General features: G+C 43.4%; 23 protein-coding genes. 16 read left to right on the forward strand and 7 right to left on the reverse strand.

All coding sequences use genetic code 11. The features are described 5' to 3' along the window. Positions 1 to 3: 3 nt before the first annotated feature. Together VME0621_RS23640 and VME0621_RS23645 are read left to right on the forward strand one after the other, a co-directional pair. Positions 4 to 3,021: an efflux RND transporter permease subunit gene (locus tag VME0621_RS23640; RefSeq protein WP_062461945.1), complete on the forward strand. Its 3,018-nt coding sequence runs from the start codon at positions 4 to 6 to the stop codon at positions 3,019 to 3,021. Between the two features lie 210 nt (positions 3,022 to 3,231). Beyond that, positions 3,232 to 3,615, forward strand: coding sequence for a DUF1090 domain-containing protein (locus tag VME0621_RS23645; RefSeq protein ID WP_062461947.1), 384 nt, complete (start codon positions 3,232 to 3,234; stop codon positions 3,613 to 3,615). Between the two features lie 99 nt (positions 3,616 to 3,714). On the opposite strand, the gene VME0621_RS23650 is transcribed toward VME0621_RS23645, so the two are convergent. Further along, positions 3,715 to 4,347: a response regulator gene (locus VME0621_RS23650; protein ID WP_006070155.1), complete on the reverse strand. Its 633-nt coding sequence runs from the start codon at positions 4,345 to 4,347 to the stop codon at positions 3,715 to 3,717. After that, on the reverse strand, positions 4,347 to 5,723 hold the full coding sequence (locus VME0621_RS23655) for a sensor histidine kinase (protein WP_006070154.1): 1,377 nt from the start codon (positions 5,721 to 5,723) through the stop codon (positions 4,347 to 4,349). Before VME0621_RS23655 ends, VME0621_RS23650 begins: the two co-directional genes overlap by 1 nt. Positions 5,724 to 6,414: 691 nt before the next feature. Here VME0621_RS23655 and VME0621_RS23660 point away from each other — a divergent pair. The 10 genes from VME0621_RS23660 to VME0621_RS23705 are packed head-to-tail and all read left to right on the forward strand — an operon-like array spanning position 6,415 to position 13,458. Beyond that, positions 6,415 to 6,825, forward strand: coding sequence for an ATP synthase subunit I (locus VME0621_RS23660; RefSeq protein WP_006070152.1), 411 nt, complete (start codon positions 6,415 to 6,417; stop codon positions 6,823 to 6,825). Next, complete coding sequence (atpB, locus tag VME0621_RS23665; RefSeq protein ID WP_006070151.1) at positions 6,825 to 7,595, forward strand: F0F1 ATP synthase subunit A; 771 nt, start codon at positions 6,825 to 6,827, stop codon at positions 7,593 to 7,595. Before VME0621_RS23660 ends, atpB begins: the two co-directional genes overlap by 1 nt. 40 nt (positions 7,596 to 7,635) lie before the next feature. Continuing rightward, on the forward strand, positions 7,636 to 7,872 hold the full coding sequence (gene atpE / locus VME0621_RS23670; protein WP_004727739.1) for a F0F1 ATP synthase subunit C: 237 nt from the start codon (positions 7,636 to 7,638) through the stop codon (positions 7,870 to 7,872). Positions 7,873 to 7,907: 35 nt separating this feature from the next. After that, positions 7,908 to 8,378 carry a F0F1 ATP synthase subunit B gene (locus VME0621_RS23675; protein WP_006070150.1) on the forward strand — a complete coding sequence of 157 codons (471 nt, stop codon included), beginning with the start codon at positions 7,908 to 7,910 and terminating at the stop codon, positions 8,376 to 8,378. 11 nt (positions 8,379 to 8,389) lie between these two features. Continuing rightward, positions 8,390 to 8,932 (forward strand): F0F1 ATP synthase subunit delta, encoded by a 543-nt coding sequence (locus tag VME0621_RS23680; protein ID WP_038230814.1) that lies wholly within the window; start codon positions 8,390 to 8,392, stop codon positions 8,930 to 8,932. Between the two features lie 12 nt (positions 8,933 to 8,944). Further along, entirely contained in the window at positions 8,945 to 10,483 is a 1,539-nt protein-coding gene (gene atpA, locus VME0621_RS23685) for a F0F1 ATP synthase subunit alpha (protein ID WP_038230813.1), read from the forward strand. Between the two features lie 24 nt (positions 10,484 to 10,507). Then, positions 10,508 to 11,365, forward strand: a complete 858-nt coding sequence (gene atpG, locus VME0621_RS23690; protein WP_031493101.1) for a F0F1 ATP synthase subunit gamma — start codon at positions 10,508 to 10,510, stop codon at positions 11,363 to 11,365. Between the two features lie 20 nt (positions 11,366 to 11,385). Then, on the forward strand, positions 11,386 to 12,771 hold the full coding sequence (gene atpD, locus VME0621_RS23695) for a F0F1 ATP synthase subunit beta (RefSeq protein ID WP_006070146.1): 1,386 nt from the start codon (positions 11,386 to 11,388) through the stop codon (positions 12,769 to 12,771). 11 nt (positions 12,772 to 12,782) lie between these two features. Beyond that, entirely contained in the window at positions 12,783 to 13,226 is a 444-nt protein-coding gene (locus VME0621_RS23700) for a F0F1 ATP synthase subunit epsilon (RefSeq protein WP_006070145.1), read from the forward strand. Positions 13,227 to 13,242: 16 nt separating this feature from the next. Continuing rightward, positions 13,243 to 13,458: a hypothetical protein gene (locus VME0621_RS23705; RefSeq protein ID WP_051868391.1), complete on the forward strand. Its 216-nt coding sequence runs from the start codon at positions 13,243 to 13,245 to the stop codon at positions 13,456 to 13,458. 305 nt (positions 13,459 to 13,763) lie between these two features. Here the strand turns inward: VME0621_RS23705 and VME0621_RS23710 are convergent, their stop codons facing one another. Further along, positions 13,764 to 14,384 carry a glutathione S-transferase family protein gene (locus VME0621_RS23710; protein ID WP_062461950.1) on the reverse strand — a complete coding sequence of 207 codons (621 nt, stop codon included), beginning with the start codon at positions 14,382 to 14,384 and terminating at the stop codon, positions 13,764 to 13,766. Positions 14,385 to 14,553: 169 nt separating this feature from the next. Between VME0621_RS23710 and VME0621_RS23715 the strand changes: the two genes are divergently transcribed. Beyond that, positions 14,554 to 15,345, forward strand: a complete 792-nt coding sequence (locus VME0621_RS23715) for a hypothetical protein (RefSeq protein ID WP_062461953.1) — start codon at positions 14,554 to 14,556, stop codon at positions 15,343 to 15,345. A 42-nt stretch (positions 15,346 to 15,387) separates the two neighbouring features. Here the strand turns inward: VME0621_RS23715 and VME0621_RS23720 are convergent, their stop codons facing one another. The 3 genes from VME0621_RS23720 to VME0621_RS23730 all read right to left on the reverse strand — a co-directional run bounded on the left by VME0621_RS23720 (position 15,388) and on the right by VME0621_RS23730 (position 17,838). Then, positions 15,388 to 15,861, reverse strand: a complete 474-nt coding sequence (locus VME0621_RS23720; protein ID WP_038230808.1) for a Dps family protein — start codon at positions 15,859 to 15,861, stop codon at positions 15,388 to 15,390. Between the two features lie 141 nt (positions 15,862 to 16,002). Next, positions 16,003 to 16,728, reverse strand: a complete 726-nt coding sequence (locus VME0621_RS23725; protein WP_062461955.1) for a nitroreductase family protein — start codon at positions 16,726 to 16,728, stop codon at positions 16,003 to 16,005. 42 nt (positions 16,729 to 16,770) lie between these two features. Continuing rightward, the gene (locus VME0621_RS23730) at positions 16,771 to 17,838 is read right to left on the reverse strand and encodes an acyltransferase (protein ID WP_062461958.1); all 1,068 of its coding nucleotides are present in this window, start codon (positions 17,836 to 17,838) and stop codon (positions 16,771 to 16,773) included. Between the two features lie 220 nt (positions 17,839 to 18,058). On the opposite strand from VME0621_RS23730, the gene VME0621_RS26950 reads away from it, so the two are divergent. Genes VME0621_RS26950 through VME0621_RS23740 form a run of 3 tightly spaced genes read left to right on the forward strand, consistent with a single transcriptional unit; the run spans position 18,059 to position 20,971 of the window. After that, complete coding sequence (locus VME0621_RS26950; protein ID WP_231892997.1) at positions 18,059 to 18,259, forward strand: hypothetical protein; 201 nt, start codon at positions 18,059 to 18,061, stop codon at positions 18,257 to 18,259. 3 nt (positions 18,260 to 18,262) lie between these two features. After that, positions 18,263 to 19,111 (forward strand): efflux RND transporter periplasmic adaptor subunit, encoded by an 849-nt coding sequence (locus tag VME0621_RS23735; protein ID WP_231892998.1) that lies wholly within the window; start codon positions 18,263 to 18,265, stop codon positions 19,109 to 19,111. Between the two features lie 27 nt (positions 19,112 to 19,138). After that, complete coding sequence (locus VME0621_RS23740; protein ID WP_231893001.1) at positions 19,139 to 20,971, forward strand: FUSC family protein; 1,833 nt, start codon at positions 19,139 to 19,141, stop codon at positions 20,969 to 20,971. Positions 20,972 to 21,009: 38 nt separating this feature from the next. On the opposite strand, the gene VME0621_RS23745 is transcribed toward VME0621_RS23740, so the two are convergent. Then, positions 21,010 to 22,695, reverse strand: a complete 1,686-nt coding sequence (locus tag VME0621_RS23745; protein WP_062461964.1) for a thiamine pyrophosphate-binding protein — start codon at positions 22,693 to 22,695, stop codon at positions 21,010 to 21,012. Between the last annotated feature and the right edge of the window lie 67 nt (positions 22,696 to 22,762).

Raw genomic sequence — 22,762 nt, forward strand, 5'->3', positions numbered from 1 at the left:
ACCATGTTTTCTTTAATCTCCTATTTTGCTCAGCGCCCGTTTCTCGCCCGAATTATTACGATTATGGTATTAATGATGGGAGTGATTTCACTATACACTCTTAAACTGCAAGAATACCCCGATGTTGCCTTCGAGTCCGCTGAGGTGACGACCCATTACCCAGGAGCAACGGCTTCCGATGTTGAAGTCAATGTTACTAATCCATTGGAGAAAGAGTTACGCACGGTAAAAGGTATTAACTTTTTTTCCTCTCAATCTGTGGATGGCTTTTCTGCAATAGAACTGGAGTTTCTTCCAGATGTCGATTCCACACAAGTTATGCGCGATATTCAACAAGCCGTCGATAGAGTGAGTGGTTTACCGAAAGATATCACTAACCCGCCACTAGTGACTCAAAAGCAAACATCTTCATTTTCTGTTCTATCGTTCGGCATCAGTGCTGTTGGCGAGACGCAAGGGAATGGAGAGTTACAAGAGTATGCGTACCACTTAGAACGTGCGATAAGCGCACTCTCAGGTGTTCAAACCGTCACACTCTCTGGGTATAGCGAGCGAGAGTTTTGGGTAGAGATTGATCCAACAAAGGCGAGTCGTTATCAATTAACGTTTGCCGAGATAAGTAATGCAATTGTTCAGTCGAACTTGTCACAATCGGGCGGAATGGTACGTGCTAAAAACAGCGAGCAAAAGCTGATCACGATGACTCAAGTGCAATCGGCGCAGGAAATTGGAAATATCGTTATTAAGGCGCTCCCTAGCGGCACTATAGTGAAAGTTTCCGATGTTGCACAAGTGATTGATACCTTTGCGAAAGCGACGCAACAAGGAGTGATCAATGGTCAAGATGCGGTGTTATTCGATATCTCTAACAGCGGCAATGCGGATATCACTAAAACGGTCGCCAGTATCAAAGCGTTGCTAGAGCAAGAACAAACTACGTACCAGGGGCAGTTCGTTTTCCAATATGGAATGAACCTCGCTGATGACATGAGCAATCGCTTTACTATCGTGTCGACTAACGGTGCTATTGGCCTGCTCTTAGTATTACTAGTTTTGAGCATGGTACTTAAAAGACAAGTTGCTTTTTGGGTTTCTATTTCAATTCCATTTTGCATATTGGGTGTCATGATCGTATTGCCGATGCTTGGGCTGAATCTCGATAGTATTACCTTGGCGGCATTGTTGTTAGTTATAGGAATCATTGTTGATGATTCAGTGATTGTTGCCGAAAGCATTTATCAACAAAAAGAGGCGGGGAAACAGGGAGTTGAAGCTGCAATTGAGGGAACTAAAGCGGTCATTAAGCCTATTTTGGCCAGCTTGACGACCACGGCCTTGGTATTCATTCCGATGGTGTTTATTCCTGGCATTATGGGGAAAGTGATTGTCGTTATCCCAATTACGGTTATTACCGCACTGTTGTTTTCTCTTGGTGAATGTACCTTCACCTTACCTGCACACCTTTCTGGATCGTTAGAATCAAAGCGTGCTACTTCAGGCAAATTCACTAAGGTAGCTGGCTGGTATCAGCGGATGTTGACCAAATGTCTTCGCTACAAAAAGTCTGTTATTACCGCGGTGATCGTTGTTGCATTAGCTGGGATGAGTCTTGTGATGACTCTTAAATTAGATATCTTTCCTTCACAAGCTGCAAAATATGTAGAGGTACATACCGAGGTAAAGCCGGGAACTTCGTTAGAAAATGTTCGCGTAATGCATGCGAGAATCGAGCAGGCAATAAAGTCACTACCCGTAGACGAACTCGAAAGTTTTGAAATGACTTATCAATCGCCAGTGAGTACAGGTCGAATCAACTTGAGTGATTATAGCCAACGAAAGCGCACAGCAGATGAGATCGTCGCTGAACTGAATCGTAAGGTTGCCAGTTACAGTGACCAGGTGTTTGTTAAGTTTTCCATTGATGCAGGAGGACCGCCTCCAGGAGAGCCTATCGAAGTACGTGTCTTGGGAGGATTGGAGCATGATCGTCAACAAGCGGTCGAGTTGGTATCTAAATGGTTAGCCGAGCACTCTGGTCTTGCGAATGTTACTAACAGTGAAGCCTTAAAAGATCCTCAATTAAAAATAGTGCCACAGCACACATGGCTAGCGAAATATGGACTCACGGTAGCGGACCTTGCCAATACACTACGTATTGCCTTTGATGGCGAGAAAATCACTTCCACCTGGTTAAGCACCCGAGAAGTCGATATCCGTATGATTTTAAATGAAGACTACCGATCTCTAGAAAAGTTAGCGACAACAAAGATCTATACCTCAGATGGAAAACAAGTCCCTTTGAGTCGTTTGGCAAGAGTAGAGCAAATTGACTCCCCTAGACTGATCAAACATTACAATGGACAGCGAGAAGTGACAGTAACAGCACAGATAACGGATGATGCCCTAAGTTCAGTAGCGCTGTCGAACGAGTTACTTACTGAACTACAGGGTAAATACGCTGCTACAGTAACTATTGATATTGGCGGCGAAGCGGAAAAAACTAATGAAACCATGAGTGGATTTATTGTTGCTTTTCCTTCCGCTATGGTGGCGATCTATTTCGTTCTCGCAATCATGTTTAATTCGCTACTACAACCACTCTTAGTAATGGCAGTGATTCCATTTGCTGTTGTTGCATCGTTGATGGCATTGGTTGTGCACTTTCAAGCGTTGTCTTTATTTGCGCTGATAGGGGTACTCGGAATGACTGGAGTCGTTGTGAATAACGCTTTGGTTCTCATTAATCGAATCAACGAACTAAGAGCTGATGGAAATTGTGGTGTTGATGCGGTTATAGAGGCGTCCGTAAGTCGACTGCGCCCAATATTATTAACCTCGCTGACAACAGTAGTGGGCTTATTACCACTCGCTTACGGTATCGGTGGCACTGACGTTTATATGGGGCCGATGTCGTTAACATTAGGCTATGGTTTATTGTTTTCGTTACCGATTGTCTTATTGGTTGTTCCAGTGTTGTACAGTTTGTGTTTTGTCCGTGAACGTGAACCTATGAATATCTAGAGTGTATTTATAAGCAGTATGCGATTGATAGAAAAATACGTCATGTGTATGCACTCATGCGTCATTTTGGGCGCATGGCTCCAATTTATGCCAATTTAGATAATTAATCTTTACATGTAGTATCTTAGCGTTAAGCTAAATGGTGTTTGTTTTTTATGCCACTAGTTTCTTTATCCGAATTCTAAGAGACATAATCTATTGAGGTACACTATGAGAAAAATGACATTGACCTTGCTAGCACTTACCGTAGCCGTTAGTGGCAGTGTGTCTGCCCAAGAAGCGTTGACGGGGTGTGCGGCCAAAGAGCAGCGACTCAAAACCAAGCTGGAATATGCTAAAAAGTATAACAACACTCATGAGATCCAAAGCCTCGAATTAGCCATAGAGAATGTTCAAAATTACTGCACTGATGAAAAGCTCTATGAGGAACGAATGCAGAAAGTGGAGAGCAAGAAGAAAAAGGTAGCGGAAAGAGCTCAAGATCTGGAGCAAGCAAAAGCTAAGGGTGATCAGAAAAAAATCAAAAAAAAGGAGCGCAAACTAGCGGATGCTGAAGAGGAATTACAGGAGGCAATTTCAGAGTTATCTGAGTGATTATTCTCTATTCGAAAGCACACAAATGGCTCCTGTAAGATCGAGTAGGCACTCTCGCGATAGAAGTGCCTACCAAGAACTGATTACTGTTTGTCGAACTTATTGAAGCATGCTGGTATAAACCTGCTGGCCCAAAGTAGTTAAAGTGTATACCTTGCCGTTGTCCTTAGTTACTAGTCCACAGTTTACAAGTTGTCTTAAGTGGAAGTTGAATTTCGTATGATCCTCGATACCGACAATTCGGCATAGATCCATGAACTTAATTTTGTGGTGTACTTTTAGTTGTCTCACTACGGTGCGGCGAATTGGGTTCGATAGTGCGCTGAATACTTGGTCACGAGACTCGGCATTTTGCACGTCCTTAGGAGAGCGCTCTGCATGAACACGTTTGAGTGTGACGGAGAGTGCGGAAAGGTTAAATGGTTTAGTCAGAAACTCATCAGCGCCTTTTTTCATGGCGTCAACCGCAAGGTCTACCGTAGCAAATGCGGTAGTGACAATTACACCAATATTGGGTTGGAATCGGCGTAGTGTTGTCAGCGCATCAATGCCAGTGATTCCACCCATCACCACATCAAATAGGGCTAGGTCAAACGTCTTTTCTTTCGCGAGATCAAGAGCATCTTCGGCATTATCGACGGCGGTGACTTCAAAGCCTTCAAGTGACAATGCTTCCTCCAATACTTCTCTTAAGTCCGTATCATCTTCAGCTAAAAGTAGTTGCAGTTTCATTATTTAACTCCTGGTAGTTTGAACTCAACAAGTAGCCCCGGGCAAACATTCGAGAATGTAATAGAGCCGTTATGTTGTGTGGCAATTTGTTTAACGAGGGCAAGGCCCATACCGGTACCTTTGCCTTTTGGTTTAGTGGTAAAGAAAGGTTGTGTCGCCTTCTCTAAGGTTTTAGGGGACATTCCTGTACCCCAGTCGCGTACTTTCAATGACACTTTGTCATGATCTTTTTGAACTCTGATGGCCAGCTTGCGTTGATTGGCGCTGGCATCAAGAGCATTGGATACAAGGTTGATAACGACTTCTTCAAGCAAGGCTTTATCGCCTCTGACATAGAGTTTAGGGTCGATATCTAACGTCAGGTCATATTGAGCAAGACGGTAGCGAAGCATATCGAGAGCGGCATTCACTATGCTCTCAACATGCACTCGCTCCCGCTCAATACTGTGCTGATGTGAGTAACGTAGTACTTCTTGGCTTATGCAAGCCGCTCGCTCAAGTCCTCGACGTATACGGACGATTTGACGGTCTGCGATTTCTTGGTTCTCGCGATTCTGCTCTAACAAATCACAACTCATAAGAGCACTGCTAATAGGTGTTTTTATTTCATGGGCGATGGCTGAAGATAGTTCTCCAAGCTCTTTTAACTTCTGATTTTGTAAAGACAGTGATAGTGCCTCTTCTATTTGTTGTTTTCTTTCGAGATCAAACATCTTCAATGCTTGCCACAGTGTTGCCAATAGCATGACAGCACCAACACAGCGGAAGACCAAGACCCAAGCTCCATACTGAGCAAAAACAAGGGCGCTGCCGAGGCCGTATATGAAAAAGGCAATGCCAGATAGCAAGAAGTACAGATGGTTGGGAACATCTTGTTCTTCTAACTGTTTTGAATACAACGCAAGACCAACCCCTGCAACACAACTAGCGATCAAGCTAAAAAGGAGTCGTGCGTTGCGAGTGGCGCTAATGGTAAAGGCGTAAAAATCCTGAGTAGAAAACTGATAGAAGGAAACCGCGAGTAAGAGAGTCGCTAGGCCTAACCAGACACGGCGAACGGTTTTAGCAATAGTGGCATCTAGAAGTTCGGTCATCTTCCATGCGAATAGGTTTAAAGGAAGATAGGCAATAACAAACTTTAATAGAAGTAGTACTTCCATCGGTTTCGTAATGACGAACTCTTGTTGGTAAATAGCAAGATACAATTCGCTCCACTCATGGAAGCCAAGCACCAATCCAGAAATGCCTAAGTAAGGAAGAACTTTAGCAATTTTTATTTCACTGCTGGACATATCGCGCAGTAATATCGCGAAAAATAGCGTTATAAATGCTAGTCCGTAAATGAGATAAATCTTAAATACAAAGAGAGTATCCATGAGTAATATTGTTTACAAGATAATCAGTATTAGTGTTATAGCACTTCTCTATGTGATCTCTATCACTGATATCTTACTTTCTATTTTTGAAAATGAACAAATGTAAGAATGTATAAAAACATATTAAGGCATTGATATATAAGGGTTGGCGGTGGGATTGTTGAGTGATTTGTCGCTAGGTTGTTACTAATGTAGTTAACTTGAGTGACAAAGCGTTACATTAACGAAGCGTGGTGGTAGAAGGAAAATTTATAAGGACTAGAAATAAAAAAATCACTCCTTGAAAGTCTATTCTGTTGGGTGGGGAAGAATAAACGATCAAGGAGTGAAATATAATTAAGCAAATATAATCTAAGTTGATAAGTGTATTTATCAAAAAATAGTAAAGGTTAAATGTAAATAACTAAAGAGTTCACATCCTTGTGAATAAGTTAGTCTGTAAGTATTGGCTTACTATATAAACGTAGCTTGATCATTAATGGAATACAAATAAATAAATCCTCCAAAAATGAAATGATAAGTTTCGCTAATTATTATTTATATTATCACTTTGTTGGGTGTATCTTTCTTCTCGCAAGCTGTGTAGATAAATAACTACATTTTGCGTCGATGATAAATTTAGTTATCCATTAATTAATTTAGTAGGTAATTAAATTTATCAATATGTTTTAAATACAATTAAGGATTGCTGATGCAAGCTAGTATCCCCAGCGAAGATATAATGCTAGCTGGGAAGCGGATATTATACAGCCAGTTGATGCTTGGGTCGGTATTTATACTCTACGAGCTCTTTTTTAAAGACAAACTAGATATAGAATCGGCGTTAATCGGGGTGATTATTGCAGTTGTACCTCCGTTCATAGGCATGATATTCGCGTCGCTAAAAGCTAAATATAAGCCGCAACAAAATTTAAAAGATCTGATGCGTTTGAGTCGCAATATCAAGATGATCTACACCATAGTGATGTTCATTTTGACATTTCGATTTATGGAACTGAGTAACGTTACTGTATTAGCCGGATATTGCATTACGGTATTAGGTTTCTTTATCAGTCCAATGCTTAAAGATCAGCAAACCATTGAACTACAGAGGAAAGCGTAATGGAAAACGTTCAATCAGCACATGACTATATTGAACACCATTTGACGTTCTGGACTTCGGGTGATGGTTTTTGGGGCATAAACCTAGACTCAATGTTGATGGTTTGGTTACTGGGTATCGTCTTTATCGTAGGCTTTCGCTATGCGGTTTCCAAGGCGACAAGTGGGGTTCCTAGCCGATTGCAATGTCTCGTTGAATTGGTGTTTGAGTTTGTCGACGGACTGGTAAAAGAAATTTTCCAAGCACAAGATAAACTAATAGGTCCATTGGCTCTGACTATCTTTGTTTGGGTATTCTTGATGAATGCTATCGATTTATTACCTATCGATTTTATTCCAGCCTTTACCCGAGCAATAGGACTTGGTCACTTTAGAGACCTACCATCAGCGGATGTTAATGTCACCATGTCAATGGCGTTAGGAGTATTTATTCTAGTCCTTGGTTATACCTTTAAACATAAAGGCATAAAAGGATTTATTAAAGAACTGACTACTCAGCCATTTTCACATCCTTTGTTATATCCGGTGAACCTGGTTCTTGAATTAGTCACACTAATTTCAAAACCTATTTCATTAGGTCTGCGACTATTTGGCAATATGTATGCGGGTGAGATGATATTTATTCTTATCGCACTAATGCCATGGTGGATGCAATGGGCGTTAAGTGTTCCGTGGGCATTGTTCCATATATTAATTGTCGGATTACAAGCGTTTATATTTATGGTTCTCACTGTTGTCTATATGGGCATGGCAGTAGAAGAACATCACTAATTCAAACTTAATTTACTAAATATATTTCTCAGGAGTTGTTATGGATATTGTAAGTGCTGTTTTATATGTAGCAGGTGCACTTCTAATTGGTCTTGGTGCGGCGGGTGCGGCAGCAGGTATCGGTAACCTTGCCGGTAAATACCTAGAGGGTGTGGCACGTCAACCAGATTTAACCCCGATGCTTCGTACTCAGTTCTTCATCATGATGGGTCTAGTGGATGCGGTTCCTATGATTGGTGTTGGTATTGGCCTCTACATCATCTTCGCAGTGGCTTAATTGATTTTTAATAAGTAAACATTGGTGAGGATGTTATGAACCTAAATGCAACCATGCTGGGTCAAGCAATCTCCTTCGTTATCTTTGTTTGGCTTTGCATGAAATATGTGTGGCCACCATTGGTAACACTGCTTGACGAGCGTCGAGACGAAATCGCGACTGGTATTAAGAATACTGCAGCCGCGGCAAAAGAACTTGAACTAGCAAAAGCAAACGGTGAGAGCATCGTTGCGGAAGCGCGCGAAAAAGCACAATCCATTATTGAGTTAGGACAGCAACGTCAAAACCAATTAGTGGAAGAAGCGGCAGAGCTAGCGCAAAAAGAGAAAGCGAAAATCATCGCTGAAGGTAAAGCTGAGGTAGAGAGCGAAAAGAGCAAGGTTCGTCAGGAGCTGAAATCTGAAATGGCAGATTTAGTGATTGAAAGTGCCAGCAAACTGATTCGCAAAAACCTTGATTCTAAGAGTAACCGTGAGCTTGTTGAGCACATGATTAGCGAAATGTAGGGGTAAATCAGATGAATGACTTTACCTCAATTGCTCAACCCTATGCCAAAGCTGCGTTTGACTTTGCCCTTGATGAGGCACTGCTCGATGAGTGGGGACAAGCGTTAGGGCTTTTAAAAATGGTGGTATCACAGCCAGCGGTCGTCGAGGTGATTGAAGACCTTGAAGAAGAAAGTTCAGAGCAAGTCTTGCTCGATATGATACTGACCTCGTGTGATGAGTGGCTTAGCCAATACGTTAAGAACTTCTTACGTGTTATGGCTGAAAACAAGAGACTCAAGCTACTGGCAACCACTGTTGAGCTGTTCTTTGAAATGAAAGCGGAATATGAAAAAACCATGGAAGTTTTGGTTTACACCGCAGAGCCATTGGAACAAGACCAATTGGTGGACATTAAGAACGCGCTTGAAGCTAAGTTTGGCAAAACGGTAACGATAGAACAGCAAATTGATCCATCCCTTGTTGGTGGAGTGATGATTAAAGCGGGCGAGCAGGTGTTAGATGGAAGTATTTACTCATCGTTACACCGTCTTGCTGTCAACCTACACGCATAGTAGGGGAAAGAGATGCAATTGAATTCAAATGAAATTAGTGAACTGATCAGAGAGCGCATCGCCAATTTTGACATGGCGAGTGAGGCGAGAAATGAAGGAACCATCATTTCGGTCAGTGACGGTATTATCACCATTCACGGTCTTGCGGATGCTATGCAAGGTGAGATGATTGAGTTACCAGATAACCGTTTTGCCCTAGCGCTTAACTTAGAACGCCACTCTGTTGGTGCGGTAGTGATGGGCCCTTATGCTGACCTTTGTGAAGGGATGAAGGTCCGTGGTACGGGTCGTATCTTAGAAGTGCCAGTTGGCCCTGCGCTGCTTGGCCGTGTGGTGAACACTTTAGGTCAGCCTATCGATGGCAAAGGCGAAGTGAAAGCTGAACGCTTTGACCCTGTAGAAGTGATTGCACCGGGTGTAATCGACCGTAAATCAGTGGATGAGCCAATTCAAACTGGTTACAAAGCGGTTGATGCTATGGTGCCAATCGGTCGAGGTCAGCGTGAGCTGATTATCGGTGACCGTCAAACAGGTAAGACGGCGATGGCTATCGATGCCATCATCAACCAACGTGACACTGGCGTTAAATGTATTTATGTCGCGATTGGCCAAAAAGCCTCAACGATTGCTAACGTGGTTCGTAAGCTAGAGGAGCATGGCGCACTAGCAAACACCATTATTGTGGTGGCGTCAGCATCAGAATCTGCTGCATTACAATACCTGGCACCATATTCAGGCTGCACCATGGGTGAATATTTCCGTGACCGCGGCGAAGATGCATTGATCATCTACGATGACCTGTCTAAACAAGCTGTTGCTTACCGTCAAATCTCACTACTACTAAAACGCCCACCGGGTCGTGAAGCGTTCCCAGGTGATGTTTTCTATCTTCACTCACGTCTTCTAGAGCGCGCAGCTCGAGTTAATGAGGGTTATGTAGAGCGTTTTACTAATGGTGAAGTTAAAGGTCGTACTGGCTCGTTAACCGCATTACCGATCATCGAAACACAAGCGGGTGACGTATCTGCGTTTGTACCGACTAACGTTATCTCAATTACCGATGGTCAAATCTTCTTGCAGACTCAGTTGTTTAACTCTGGCTTACGCCCTGCTGTGGACCCTGGTATCTCAGTATCGCGTGTAGGTGGTGCAGCACAAACCAAGATCATCAAGAAGCTCTCTGGAGGTATTCGTACCGCATTGGCTCAGTACCGCGAGCTAGCTGCCTTCGCGCAGTTCTCATCTGACTTAGATGAAGCGACTCGTAAGCAGCTTGACCACGGTGAAAAAGTGACTGAACTCATGAAGCAAAAGCAGTACGCACCAATGTCTGTTGCGAATCAAGCATTAGTCATCTTCGCAGCCGAAAAGGGTTTCTTGGAAGATGTGGCACTGAACAAGCTCGCGGAGTTTGAAGATGGTTTGGTGGCTTTTGCCAAACAGACTCAAGCTGATCTACTCGAAGAGATCAACAAAACTGGTGATTACAACAAGGAAATCGAAGGCAAGCTTTATACGCTGCTAGAAGAGTTTTCTGCGCTGCAATATTAACCATCAACCAAGTAGGAGTCAGTAATGGCAAATACCAAAGAGATACGCACCAAGATTGCGAGTATTCAAAGTACTCAGAAAATCACCAGTGCGATGGAGATGGTGGCGGCAAGCAAAATGCGTAAGGTTCAAGACAATATGGAAGCGTCTCGACCTTATGCAGACAACATGAAAAAAGTAATCAGTCACGTGTCTGGCGGTACGTTGGAATATAGCCATCCGTATCTGCAAGAGAGAGAAGTTAAGCGGGTTGCTTACATCATTATCTCTTCAGACCGAGGCTTATGTGGCGGTTTAAATACCAACTTGTTCCGAAAAGTTTTGTCTGAAATGCAAAGCTGGCAGGAGCAAGGTGTCGAAGTTGACACCACATTGATTGGTTCAAAAGCAATCAGCTTTTTTCAATCATCAGGGCGTGTCATTGCTCAAACCTCAGGTTTGGGAGACCACCCAAAGCTCGAAGAGCTACTGGGTACTGTCCACGCCATGATGGAGCATTACGCAGAAGGGCAGATAGACCGACTATTTCTGGTTTATAGCCAATTTGTAAACACCATGACGCAACAACCTACCGTGATGCAGCTGTTACCGTTTCCTAAGCAAGAAGAAGCGGAAAAAGAGACACGTTGGGACTACATCTACGAGCAAGCACCAAGAGATATCTTGGACCATTTGATGCTGCGCTACGTTGAGTCTCTTGTGTATCAAGGTGTGGTAGAGAGCATTGCTTGTGAACAAGCAGCGCGAATGGTTGCGATGAGAGCCGCAACGGACAATGCAGGTCAGTTAATTGATGACTTGCAACTCGTGTTCAACAAAGCACGTCAGGCAGCGATCACTCAAGAGTTGAGTGAGATTACCGCCGGCGCTCAAGCGGTGTAACAGGATTCAGAGGTAAGATTATGAGTATTGGCAAAATTGTCAAAGTCATCGGTGCCGTTGTCGACGTAGAGTTCGAACAAAACAGCGGTCCGCGAGTATACGACGCTCTAAAAGTCGTAGGTGATGAAAACAGCTCACTTGTTTTAGAAGTACAACAACAACTTGGTGGCGGTGTGGTTCGCTGTATCGCAATGGGCTCATCCGATGGCCTAAGACGTGGTCTGCAAGTAGAAACTACAGGTAGTCCAATTACCGTACCTGTAGGTGAGGAAACACTAGGGCGTATTATGAACGTTCTAGGCCAACCTATCGATGAGTGTGGTCCAATTGGCGAACAAGCGTCGTATGAGATTCACCGTCCAGCGCCTAGCTACGAAGATCAGTCAAACAGTACTGAACTACTTGAGACTGGCGTGAAAGTTATCGACTTGATTTGTCCATTTGCTAAGGGCGGTAAAATCGGTCTGTTCGGAGGCGCTGGTGTAGGTAAGACCGTCAACATGATGGAACTTATCAACAACATCGCGAAAGCGCACTCAGGGCTTTCGGTGTTCACAGGTGTTGGTGAGCGTACTCGTGAAGGTAACGACTTCTATTACGAGATGAAAGAAGCAGGTGTTCTAGACAAAGTGGCCATGGTTTATGGTCAGATGAACGAGCCACCGGGTAACCGTCTTCGTGTTGCTTTGACAGGCTTAACCATGGCGGAACGCTTCCGTGATGAAGGTCGTGATGTACTGCTATTCGTGGATAACATTTATCGTTACACCTTGGCGGGTACGGAGGTATCAGCGCTTCTAGGTCGTATGCCATCAGCAGTAGGTTATCAGCCAACGCTGGCGGAAGAGATGGGTGTACTACAAGAACGTATTACCTCTACCAAGAATGGTTCGATTACCTCGATTCAAGCGGTGTACGTACCAGCGGATGACTTAACGGATCCATCGCCAGCAACGACGTTTGCTCACTTGGACGCCACGGTTGTACTGTCACGTAACATTGCAGCACTTGGCCTTTATCCTGCTATCGACCCGCTAGACTCAACGTCTCGCCAGCTTGATCCGCAAATAATTGGTCAAGAGCACTACGACACAGCGCAAGCGGTACAAAAAACGCTGCAACGTTATAAAGAACTCAAAGACATCATCGCCATCTTGGGTATGGATGAGCTTTCTGAAGAAGACAAGCAACTGGTATCTCGAGCTCGTAAGGTAGAACGTTTCTTAACGCAGCCGTATCACGTAGCTGAGGTATTTACTGGACAGCCAGGGGTGTTTGTTCCTTTGAAAGACACTATTGCGGGCTTCCAAGGTTTGCTTAACGGTCAATATGACGATATCCCAGAACAAGCATTTATGTACTGCGGTTCTATCGACGAAGTGCTTGAGAAAGCGAAAACACTGTAAGGGGTGACGTGATGGCAATAGGTGTTTCACAAACAACCTTTCAACTCAATGTGGTGAGTGCGGAAGGGACGCTGTATTCAGGGCCAGCTCATGCAATCGCCGTTGCCGGAGCGGATGGTGAGCTCGGGATTCGTCCCGGCCACTCCCCATTAATCAGCAAGATCAAGCCAGGTGTTGCAAGAATCCTTGGTGATCTCAAGCAACCAGAGCAGATCTTGTATGTATCGGGCGGCTTGGTAGAAGTACAGCCTGACGTGGTTACCGTACTCGCAGATACGGCATTACACGGCAAAGATATTGATAAAGCTCGAGCGGAAGCGGCGCGCCGCGCAGCCGAAGAGAACATTAACAAGTATACCGACGACGTTAATTTTGCTCAGGCACAGCTCGAACTAGCAAAAGCACTGGCTCAACTACGAGCGGTAGAACTTACCGTTGCGCGAGCTAGATACTAAAACCGGAGGAAAGATCATGAGAACAGTTATTGAGTTTACACAAAGTGGTCGCTACATGGACCGAGCTTGGGAAGGCGAAATCTTGGCAGAGAAAGGGGTCCAGAAAGCAGTTTCTCCATCACTGGCGATGCGACTAGTGAGTTTGGGTAGTGCGATTGCGATTTTTGGACCAGATGGAAAACCACTGACCGTGGATGATGACGAAGAGTTCAAACCAGAAGACAAGAAATAACACAAGCAACGATGAGGCTCGAATCTCATTAGCTAACAGGGCGAACCCGGCAACGAAACCTTAAAGGCTCATATTCACCAATGAAGGCTTTGATGTTTCTAAAACAAGAACTGGCTATACCGTCCTCTCAGCTCCGTTGAGTTGAACTCAGCACTCAACAAACCGGACACTGAGGTGAGGTCAATCTATATAAGTGACTCCATCGCCACTTATCCAGATTGGTTTCAGCACTTAGCCGTCACTCTTTTCATAGTTGGGAGTGACGGTTTTTTCTTTTCTACAGCCGCTTATTTTTAGCGTTAAACTTAACGATTATTCGCTTGCTCTACTTCCATAGCCTTTTGGTAGTTTGGGTTTTGTTCGAGCTGTTCAGAGTAGCGTTGAATGTTAGCGTATTGGCTAATGACGCCTAAATTGGTGACAACATCTACCACAAACGACATCATGATGTCTGCACCAGTCAAACGATCCTCAATCAGATAGCGTTTACCTTCAAGTTTTTGATTCAAAAAATCTAATACTTTGTTTTGTTCCATATCTGCATAGCTTGATAGGAAGGCGGTTTCTGCAGGCTCTTTTGCAAGAAACACTTTCAGAAGTAGCGGAAGCATCGCAGAACTTTCTGCAAAGTGTAGCCAAGTCAGATAATCGGCGTAGATAGGGCTTTGACGAGCTGGTGCCAATTGGTCTGCGCCAAATCGCTCGATAAGATATTCAGTAATAGCACCGGATTCTGTGATGATTTGGCCGTCTAATTCGATCACTGGAGATTTGCCAAGTGGGTGTACCGACTTCAGCTCTGGCGGTGCAAGAAACGTAACTGAGTCACGCTGATATGGTACTACTTCATAATCGAGACCAAGCTCTTCTAGCAGCCAAATAATTCGTTTTGAACGAGAGTGATTGAGATGGTGAAGCTTGATCATATCGATATCCTTAAAATTAAGTTGTATACAATATAATTGTTACCTATTTAATTTGTTAAGGCAATGGAATAATGGCTCACACTGACAATTAATGACCTGTTAATACAGTAAGTCTTTATCGCTGTTATTAGAATGAGGATCAGAAATGAGCAACGCGTGAGGAACAGGGATGAAACGTTGTATAGGTTTACTATTATTTTTCAGTACATTATCTAGTGCGGGAGAGTTTTCTTCTGTCGAATCGCCAGTTGCTGGGTGCCCGGGTGATTTCTTTACCCAGAAAGCCCGAGTCTTTGACGTGGTTACGATTTGTGCCACCTCGTCAGTACCCCAAGATAAGCTAAAACATGCCGCCAATGTGACCGCACAATGGCTAGACAACGATCAAAACGGTCAGATTGATGAACCTAATATCATTGAGCCGCTTCGGAATAATCACGCTACTTTGTTGATGAGCCAATCGGGCTTTAGTGATGACGCATTTGAAAAGCTCGAGCCCTACTTTGATCATATGTTAGGGCAAGATTTATCCGCCGATGAAACTGCACCGACGTTTGGGCGAGATGCGTCGCAAGAAGAGATACATCATTTAATAGTCAATGCGGGTTGGCAGCCGTATTTACCAGCGGTATTTAGCGACAAAAAGGCAAAACAAAGTGCGCTGTATAAGCAATGGCAGCTAGCCGAGCAAAAGGGATTGTACAGTTATGATGACCCAACGTGTGATGATGCGTGCAAAACCGTTGAGTTCTTTTACTTGGCAACTGCGGCGTATTTAGGGTCCAGTGCTGATTTGCAAAGTGATGAAATGCGAGTCAAAAGTCGCAAAGAGTTGAGGCATTTATTGCCAGACTTAGTTTCTTTAATGGAGTCTAGAGACTATCATTATCCAACCCATCTTTGGCCAGATGGTCAATATCGATATTCAGGGAATATCACGCTAAACTCGCAGACAGATTGATAACAAAAAAGGCGCTTAAGCGCCTTTTTTGTTGCGGTCGAATTATTGAAGATAGGCATTCAACATCCAGAGTAGTTTCTCTTGCTCGCGAATATAGTCGCCCATCAATGCTGCAGTACCCTCGTCACTCGCTTCGCCAGCTTGCTCTAGGATTTCACGCTGTTTATTGATAAGCACTGAGAAACCATTCACTAGACCAGAGACACACTCTTTACCACGAAAGGCATTTTGGTGCTCTTCAATTGCACTTAGCTCTAGATAGCGACTAAAGCCATGGTCTGGAGTATGACCAATAGTCAGAATACGCTCAGCAAGCTCATCGATCTTAGTTTGTAAGTCCGTGTAGATTTCCTCGAACTTAGCGTGCAATTCGAAGAACTGTTCACCTTTAATATTCCAATGATAACCACGAGTGTTCATGTACAACACCTGATAGTTAGCGAGTAGCTGATTAAGTTCAATCGCAATAGAGTCAGAAGCTGCTTGGTCTAGACCGATAAAATTAGTGTTTTTCATAATACTGTCCTCTTTGAATCAGAGTGGAATCTTGTTTCGTTGAGGCCAGTATATGAGTAATAACAACTTAGGTTAAATCGATTGTAAGTATTATATTGATAGCTAAATACTATCAGTTTTAAGTATGAGCCTTTACCCCATTTAGTGACTAAAAATCACCTCTTCGTTGGGAACGCGGTGACGCTCGCCGTAAATACCTTCGTCGGTACGGACACCACAACTGATGATCATGGTAATTTCATCATTGTCACCTAAGCCGAGAAGTTGTTTTGCTCTTACCGAGTCAAAGCCTTCCATCGGGCAAGTGTCATAGCCCTGCTCGCGCATTGACAACATAAAGGTCATAGAGGCAAGAGCTGCACTCTTATGTAAACAGACTCTAACGTCTTCCTTACTGACTTCACGCACCATCGGTTTGTTTCTGCCAAGCCAGAAGCTGTATATTTTGCGCACTATCCCACGGATGCCAAGCGAATCATTGTTATAAACCATTGGGATCAGTTTGTCGTAATACTTAAATGCTCGCTTTGAGGTCTCATCTTCGCGGCCGTTAAAGTTGCTGCGGACAATGTCAGCATTCATCTTGGCGCGCTGCTTCCATTTGTTTGGTGTCACCGTCACCACAACCAATTCGTTTGCGGTTTTAGCGGCATTTTGCCCCATGCAGATTTCACTCAATGCAGCACGTTTGTCTTCGCTGATCACACGGTGGAAGGCCCACATCTGCATGTTGCTACTGTTCGGGCTTAGCGTGGCGTGTTCAAGGGCCTTTTTAACGGCATTGTGGTCAAAGGTCGCGCTCTGGTCGTATTTACGAACAGAGCGACGAGTATTAAGAAGAAGTTCTAGATGAGATGGGTGGCTCATTGCAGTGTCCAATCATTGAAATTGGACACTTTCTAACAGGTCTTATCGAGGTTCACAAGAGCTTGGCGTAATTGGTTTAGGCAGACCTCTTAGCTTTTTAAATGCAAGTGGTGTTTTTTCTAACAAGATAACTAACAGGTACGAGCCAAATAGCGTTCCAAAGAACACAATGAGATCACGTGTCCACTGGGTTGCGCCCAACATTCCCGCAATATTATTCATGTAGATAGTGACGAGCAGGTGTACCACATAAATAGGAAGTACCCACTTCGCCAGGTCATGCCAGACTTTATGGTTCCCCAAGTTTGGATGATTCAGAAGCCAGAAGAAAATGCCAGTCGACCAAAAAACGGTGCCAAGTAGGAAGTCATTCATGTTGAACACTTGCCCAAGAGAGTTGAGATAAAACGCTTCAAAGAAGTGCAGCAACATGCCAAACAACGCAAGCACCACCGCTTGTGTCGAGGTTATTGACCACTCTCTACGTCTTACTTCAAATCCTATTGCGACCATCAAAAAGCTAAAAAATGGCCCATTTCGACTAAAGATCGGTGTTTCGATTTCGGTAATGTTCAAGTAACTGCCCGCCATTAAGCCATGAACGTAGAAGATGGCGGCGAATGGCAGTAGAAGTGATCGGCACTTATTGTCTACAAACCATGCAATCATTAAAACCGCTAACGCAAGCGATGGAATAAACCACAAGTGTACTAATCCGCCTTCAAACAGTGAGTTGAGCGGACTTTGTAGCAAGTAGTTCCAATAACCTTGACGCTCAGCTAAATAACCATGTTCGGCCACTACGGCTAAATTGAAAGGCAATACTAAATAAATCGCGCTCCAAATCACCCAAATGAGCATCAAAGGCAAAGTGTAAGCCTTGGTGGTTTGATATGGCTTTTCGTTTAGCTTGGGATAGATAAGATATCCAGCAATAAGGAAAAACAACGGAACGGCAAATCGAGCAAGTTGATTGGTGATGTAGTTAAGCCAAGGCTCACCGTTAACAAAACCATAATCCATAAAAAGTTGGCAGTGGATGGAAATGACGGCGATTAATGCTAGAACTCTGGCGCATTCAAAACTGGCGATTTTAGACTTGTTTGGCATGATTTATCTTTAAAAACTTACAACGAACGAACAATAGCATCGAAATAAAAAATAGAGGTGTTTGACATCAATTTTCTGCAAAACGCTCCGTTTCAAATTGCAACAATTTGTAGTTTGTCGCGAAATGGGATTAGTAAACCTATCGAGGTTATCGTATTTAGTTGGAAATACTTATAGCACTCTACTAGCCTAAAAGTAACGCAATTCCAAAGGATTACCAATGAAGGACATCATTTTATTTGATGCTTATTACCTGCCCGCGTTTTTTCAGCTTCTGCTGGTGAGTATTGGTGTTTGGCTTTTCGCTCGGATGGCATACTTACCTTTACTGTATCGATGGAACGTGTGGCATCCAGCTATCTGTGAACTATCCATCTTCATAGTGATTTTCTACTTTTTCCTCCAAGCTAAAATGGGGTGATTTATGGTCAGATTTATACTCCCAATGGTTCTTATTGTGACGGCTGCATTTATGGGAAATGAAGTTTGGTCACTCTATATGAATGATCCTTGGACGAGAGATGCCAGAGTAAGAGCTGAAATCTCTCAGATTGCGCCTAAAGTTTCCGGAGAAATTGTAGCCATTCATGTTATGGACAATGACTATGTATCTAAGGGCAGCCCGCTATTCGACATTGAGGAGACCGACTATGTTAACCACTTAAATGAGATAGAAGCTGAGCTTGCACAAGCGAAAGCAACACTGAAGCAGGCCAAGAATAACTATGAGCGTAACAGATCTTTGCTACCCAAAAAACTTGTGTCTGAGAAACAAGTGCTTAATGAAAAGCTGGAAGTTGAAGCTCAGCAATCAACAGTAGCAAAAGTGGAGGCCGACCTAGCACAGGCAAAACTAAACCTAACGAGAACAAAGGTGCTGGCGCCTAAAGATGGTTTTGTCACTAATTTGAAGCAGCGCGTCGGAAACTATATTAATGTGGGTGAAACCTTTGTTGCTCTTGTTGAAGCTGATTCATACTACGTGCTCGGTTATTTTAATGAAGCAAAAGTAAAACACATCAAGAAAGGTCAGAAAGTGATGATTTACCCGTACACTTCTTCGGATGAAGTTGTAGGGGAAATCGATAGTATTGGGCGAGCGATTGTTGATCAAAGCTCTGATCAGTCTGGATTAATCCCGAATGTCCAGCCCACAATCCCGTGGGTTAGATTGGGCCAAAGAGTACCTGTCCGAATTAGCATTAGCTCAGATGTTGTCGAGGAGGTCAGGCTTATTGCGGGCACCACTGTCACAGTTAGGGTCCAGCCATAAATGAGTTATTGGCAAGATAAAAAGGCAATGGCTTTTGCGCTGTCTGTATCGTTGAGTGTTATTATAACTTGGTTGTTGTGTCTAAGGCTTAATGTCGAATCAAGCAGCGCTGCGATGGTCACCATCATTATGATGCTGATGTCTAATAGCCAAGGTGCGAGCCTACTCAAATCATTGACGCGAGTTGTAGGGACATTACTAGGTTGTGGATACGTGCTCTTTATTGCTTCCTCAGCTCTAGTTGATCCATGGCTATTTAACACGCTCATGATTATTTGGATAGTATTATGTGTGGGATTAGCCAGCCTATATGACACAAACTATGCGTATTTGTTTGCAATGGCGGGGATGACGGCCTCAGTCGTTGGTTTTCCGATTACGGTATCTCCCGATCTCTTTCATGCTTTTGATGTGACGCAGTCTAGAACCATTGGTATCTTACTTGGTGTAGGAGTGACTCAAGTGGTGTGCTTCATCATTCCTGCTGGTGATGATACAGAGCGTCTGGATGAGATAAAAACGGCTACAATGAAGCTAGTTGAAGCTTTGATTCAATCACAGAGCTCAGGTGCTTCTCATACAGCTTTAACAAAATTCCTAGGCCTAGTAGCGCAAAACAAGCAGCTACCGATGGAGTCTTTAATTGCCTCAAGTGGCAATCCTGTCAAACAGCCGATAGAAAAACTCTCTTTAGTCCACTGTGTCTCCATCGCTTTTAGCACATTAAAGCTGGTATCACTGTTAAAACATGATGGTCGAACTCAAACGTTAGACTCTCTTATGAGCGCTATTCGTGATGCGGCTCAACCAGACGCTGATGCAGGATCAATAGTTGATAAACTAAAGGTAGAAGGGGGAAATAAAGCACAAATTATCAATAGTCAGTTGTTGATATTTATCAAAGATATCATTTGGCTTCAATTGGAATGCAGACAAAATTCAACCTTAACTCCGCCGAGAACGATTAAGCTGACGAGTTATATCGATGTCCCCAATATGCTACGAAACATGATTAGAGCACTCGTTGTGATGCTGGTTTTTTCATATATGTGGATAGAGCTTCAATGGACTAGCGGTATGAACGCGCTGCTACTAGTTGGAATAGTTTGTTCGATGATGGCGACAATACCAAATGCCAATATGGGGAACATTGCTATTTTAAAAGCACAACCCATTGCAATTCTTTTTGGGTATATCGTTACTTTTGTAAATGCACCTCTTGGTGCACCAGGCTTGTTTTTTTCAATGGTCTTCGTTTTCCTGCTCCTTGTGAGTTACCACTTTATGGTTTCACGAACGCCCTTCAAACTGGTTTGCATGTTATTACTTATTTTCTGGGCAAACTATATCCCTCTCACTAACCTGCCATCAATGGACTTTATCTCCTACACCAATACAGCTATTGCGAATTTGACAGCGGTTGTGGGTGTTCTACTCGCTTATCGCTTGATTCCTATACGGACTGACAACAAAGCAGTGTTAGCAGATATTAAACGATTATTCAGAAAAGTAGAGAAGGGGCGTTTATCATCTGAGTATGTATCTCAACAAGTTTATGCCCTTTACCCGATGTTGATTAAGGATCAGACAGCTAGAACTGATTTTTACAAGCTTTTAGTGTTATTAGAGGGAATGAGGTTAGAAGAGTTGGGAGCGATCAACAACAAGGCACAAGCGGCGATTATCCGGCTTGGAATGAGTCGTTCATCTTCTGAGAAATGGCAGGAATCTATAGAGTTGCTTGAGAATGAATTGGGTCAACAAATTGAACGAGAGACTATGAGCGATATAGATGCGGCTAGTGCATGGTGGAGGCTCGAGATTTTCTTAGGTAAGTTAAAATTAAAAGAGTCAGGTTAGACCTGACTCCTTTCACTTTGCATGAAAGTTTCTCGCGCTTAGTGTTGTAGTAGTTGGCTAAAGCGCAGATTGAAGGTTGCAGAATCATTTGGGTCTAGCATGATTCGAACAATATTGATGCCTTTTGGCTCTTTTAAGTGAGCAAAAATCTCAGCCATGTCTTTCTCGGTATGAGCAACGAAACTATGCACATCTTCTCCTTCCGTTCCACCTAGTGCCTCTCCTAGCTTCTCATATTTCCATACTGCGATATCGTTATAAGAACGTTCTTTTCCCGGGTGGATAGCACGTTCTGCACCATAGCCAGCATTATCCAAAATAAATAGTGCTAAGTCTTTCTTGTGTTCGATAAGTGTAGCAAGGTCTTGAGCGCTCATAGTAAATGCCCCTTCCCCTTGTATGGAAATTGAGCGACGATTGTTGGCTTCATTGGCAAAGTTAGCACCTACATACATACCAAACCCTGCACCTAGTGAGCCCCAGTTTCCACAGCCATGCATGATAACGTCTGCTGGAAACTCAGCTTGAGAACTGTTGATGAAGCCACCTGTATCACCGTACAACATATCACCTTTTTCTAGGTAGTTTGAGAACTGAACAAATAGACGGTCGATAGTCAGTGCATCGCCAGTTGGTTCAAAGCGGTCAGCGAGTTCGAATGCGAATTTACGTCGATTCTGAAGCGCGATCTCACCAGGTTGAATGTCTTTAACTGCATCAAGTAATGCCGGCAAAAACTCTCGAAGGAAAACATGATCGTAACGCTTGCCGTTGACTTCAACATAATCTTTACGAAGCCAAATTACGTTCTGGTTTTTACCCATTTTAGTTGAGAAAACGCCAGTATCAAATTCATTGAAGGTAACCCCAAGACCGATGGATACGTCTGCGCCATCGACCATTTCTTTTGTGTAGTCTTCACTTACTTCGCCCATGTAAATTCCGATACTGTTAGGGTGCTCTTCAAAGTCGCCCATCTTACATGTAAACGTTGTCGCTACTGCGGCATTCAATTGGTCGACTAGCTCAACTCCTTGCTTAACCAACCCTTCGCGTTGGATCAAATGACCGGTAACAACGCTGCGAGTTTTCGAATTGTGTAAAATCTTAGAAACCACGTCCAGTGCCTCATTTAGATTAGCGCTAGACGACTGATTTAGCATCAGATCTAATGGTTTGCTTGGTACATCGACCAGCATGGTTTGAAGATCGTACGGAATCTCTAAATAAATAGGCTTTTTGTACTGCATAGCTTTGCGAAGCATATTATCAATTTCAAAAGCAGCGGTTTCGATTTTCTCTACACGGTGGCTAGCCACCGTAATGTGTTCAAATACTTTAATGTTGGTATTGAAATCATTTTCGATTACATGGTGATAGCGACGTTCTGTCGGAGTATTCAAAACGTCGACAGTAGGTGTACCAGAGATAACAACAATAGGTGTGTCATCCGCATATGCGCCGGCTACCGCATTGGTACAGCTTAATGAACCTACACCAAAAGTTACTGCCATCGCACCAAATCCATTTTGTTTAGCATAACCATCAGCAGCATAAGTACCATTAAGCTCGTTTCTTGGCATGATGTGTTTTACACCATGGTCACCATCTAGAATTTCATCAAAGAATGGGAGAACGTAATCACCAGGAATACCAAAAATGTGATTGGTATTAAGCTCTTTTAGGCGAGTAAGGACGTATGTTGATAAAGTTACTTGTTTCATGATTTACCTCGTTCTGATATTGTTTCAGTTCTTGTTGTTGGAGGTAATATTATTTGTTGTTTAGAAT

The organism is Vibrio mediterranei, assembly GCF_900088415.1.
Taxonomy (GTDB): Bacteria; Pseudomonadota; Gammaproteobacteria; order Enterobacterales; family Vibrionaceae; genus Vibrio; species Vibrio mediterranei.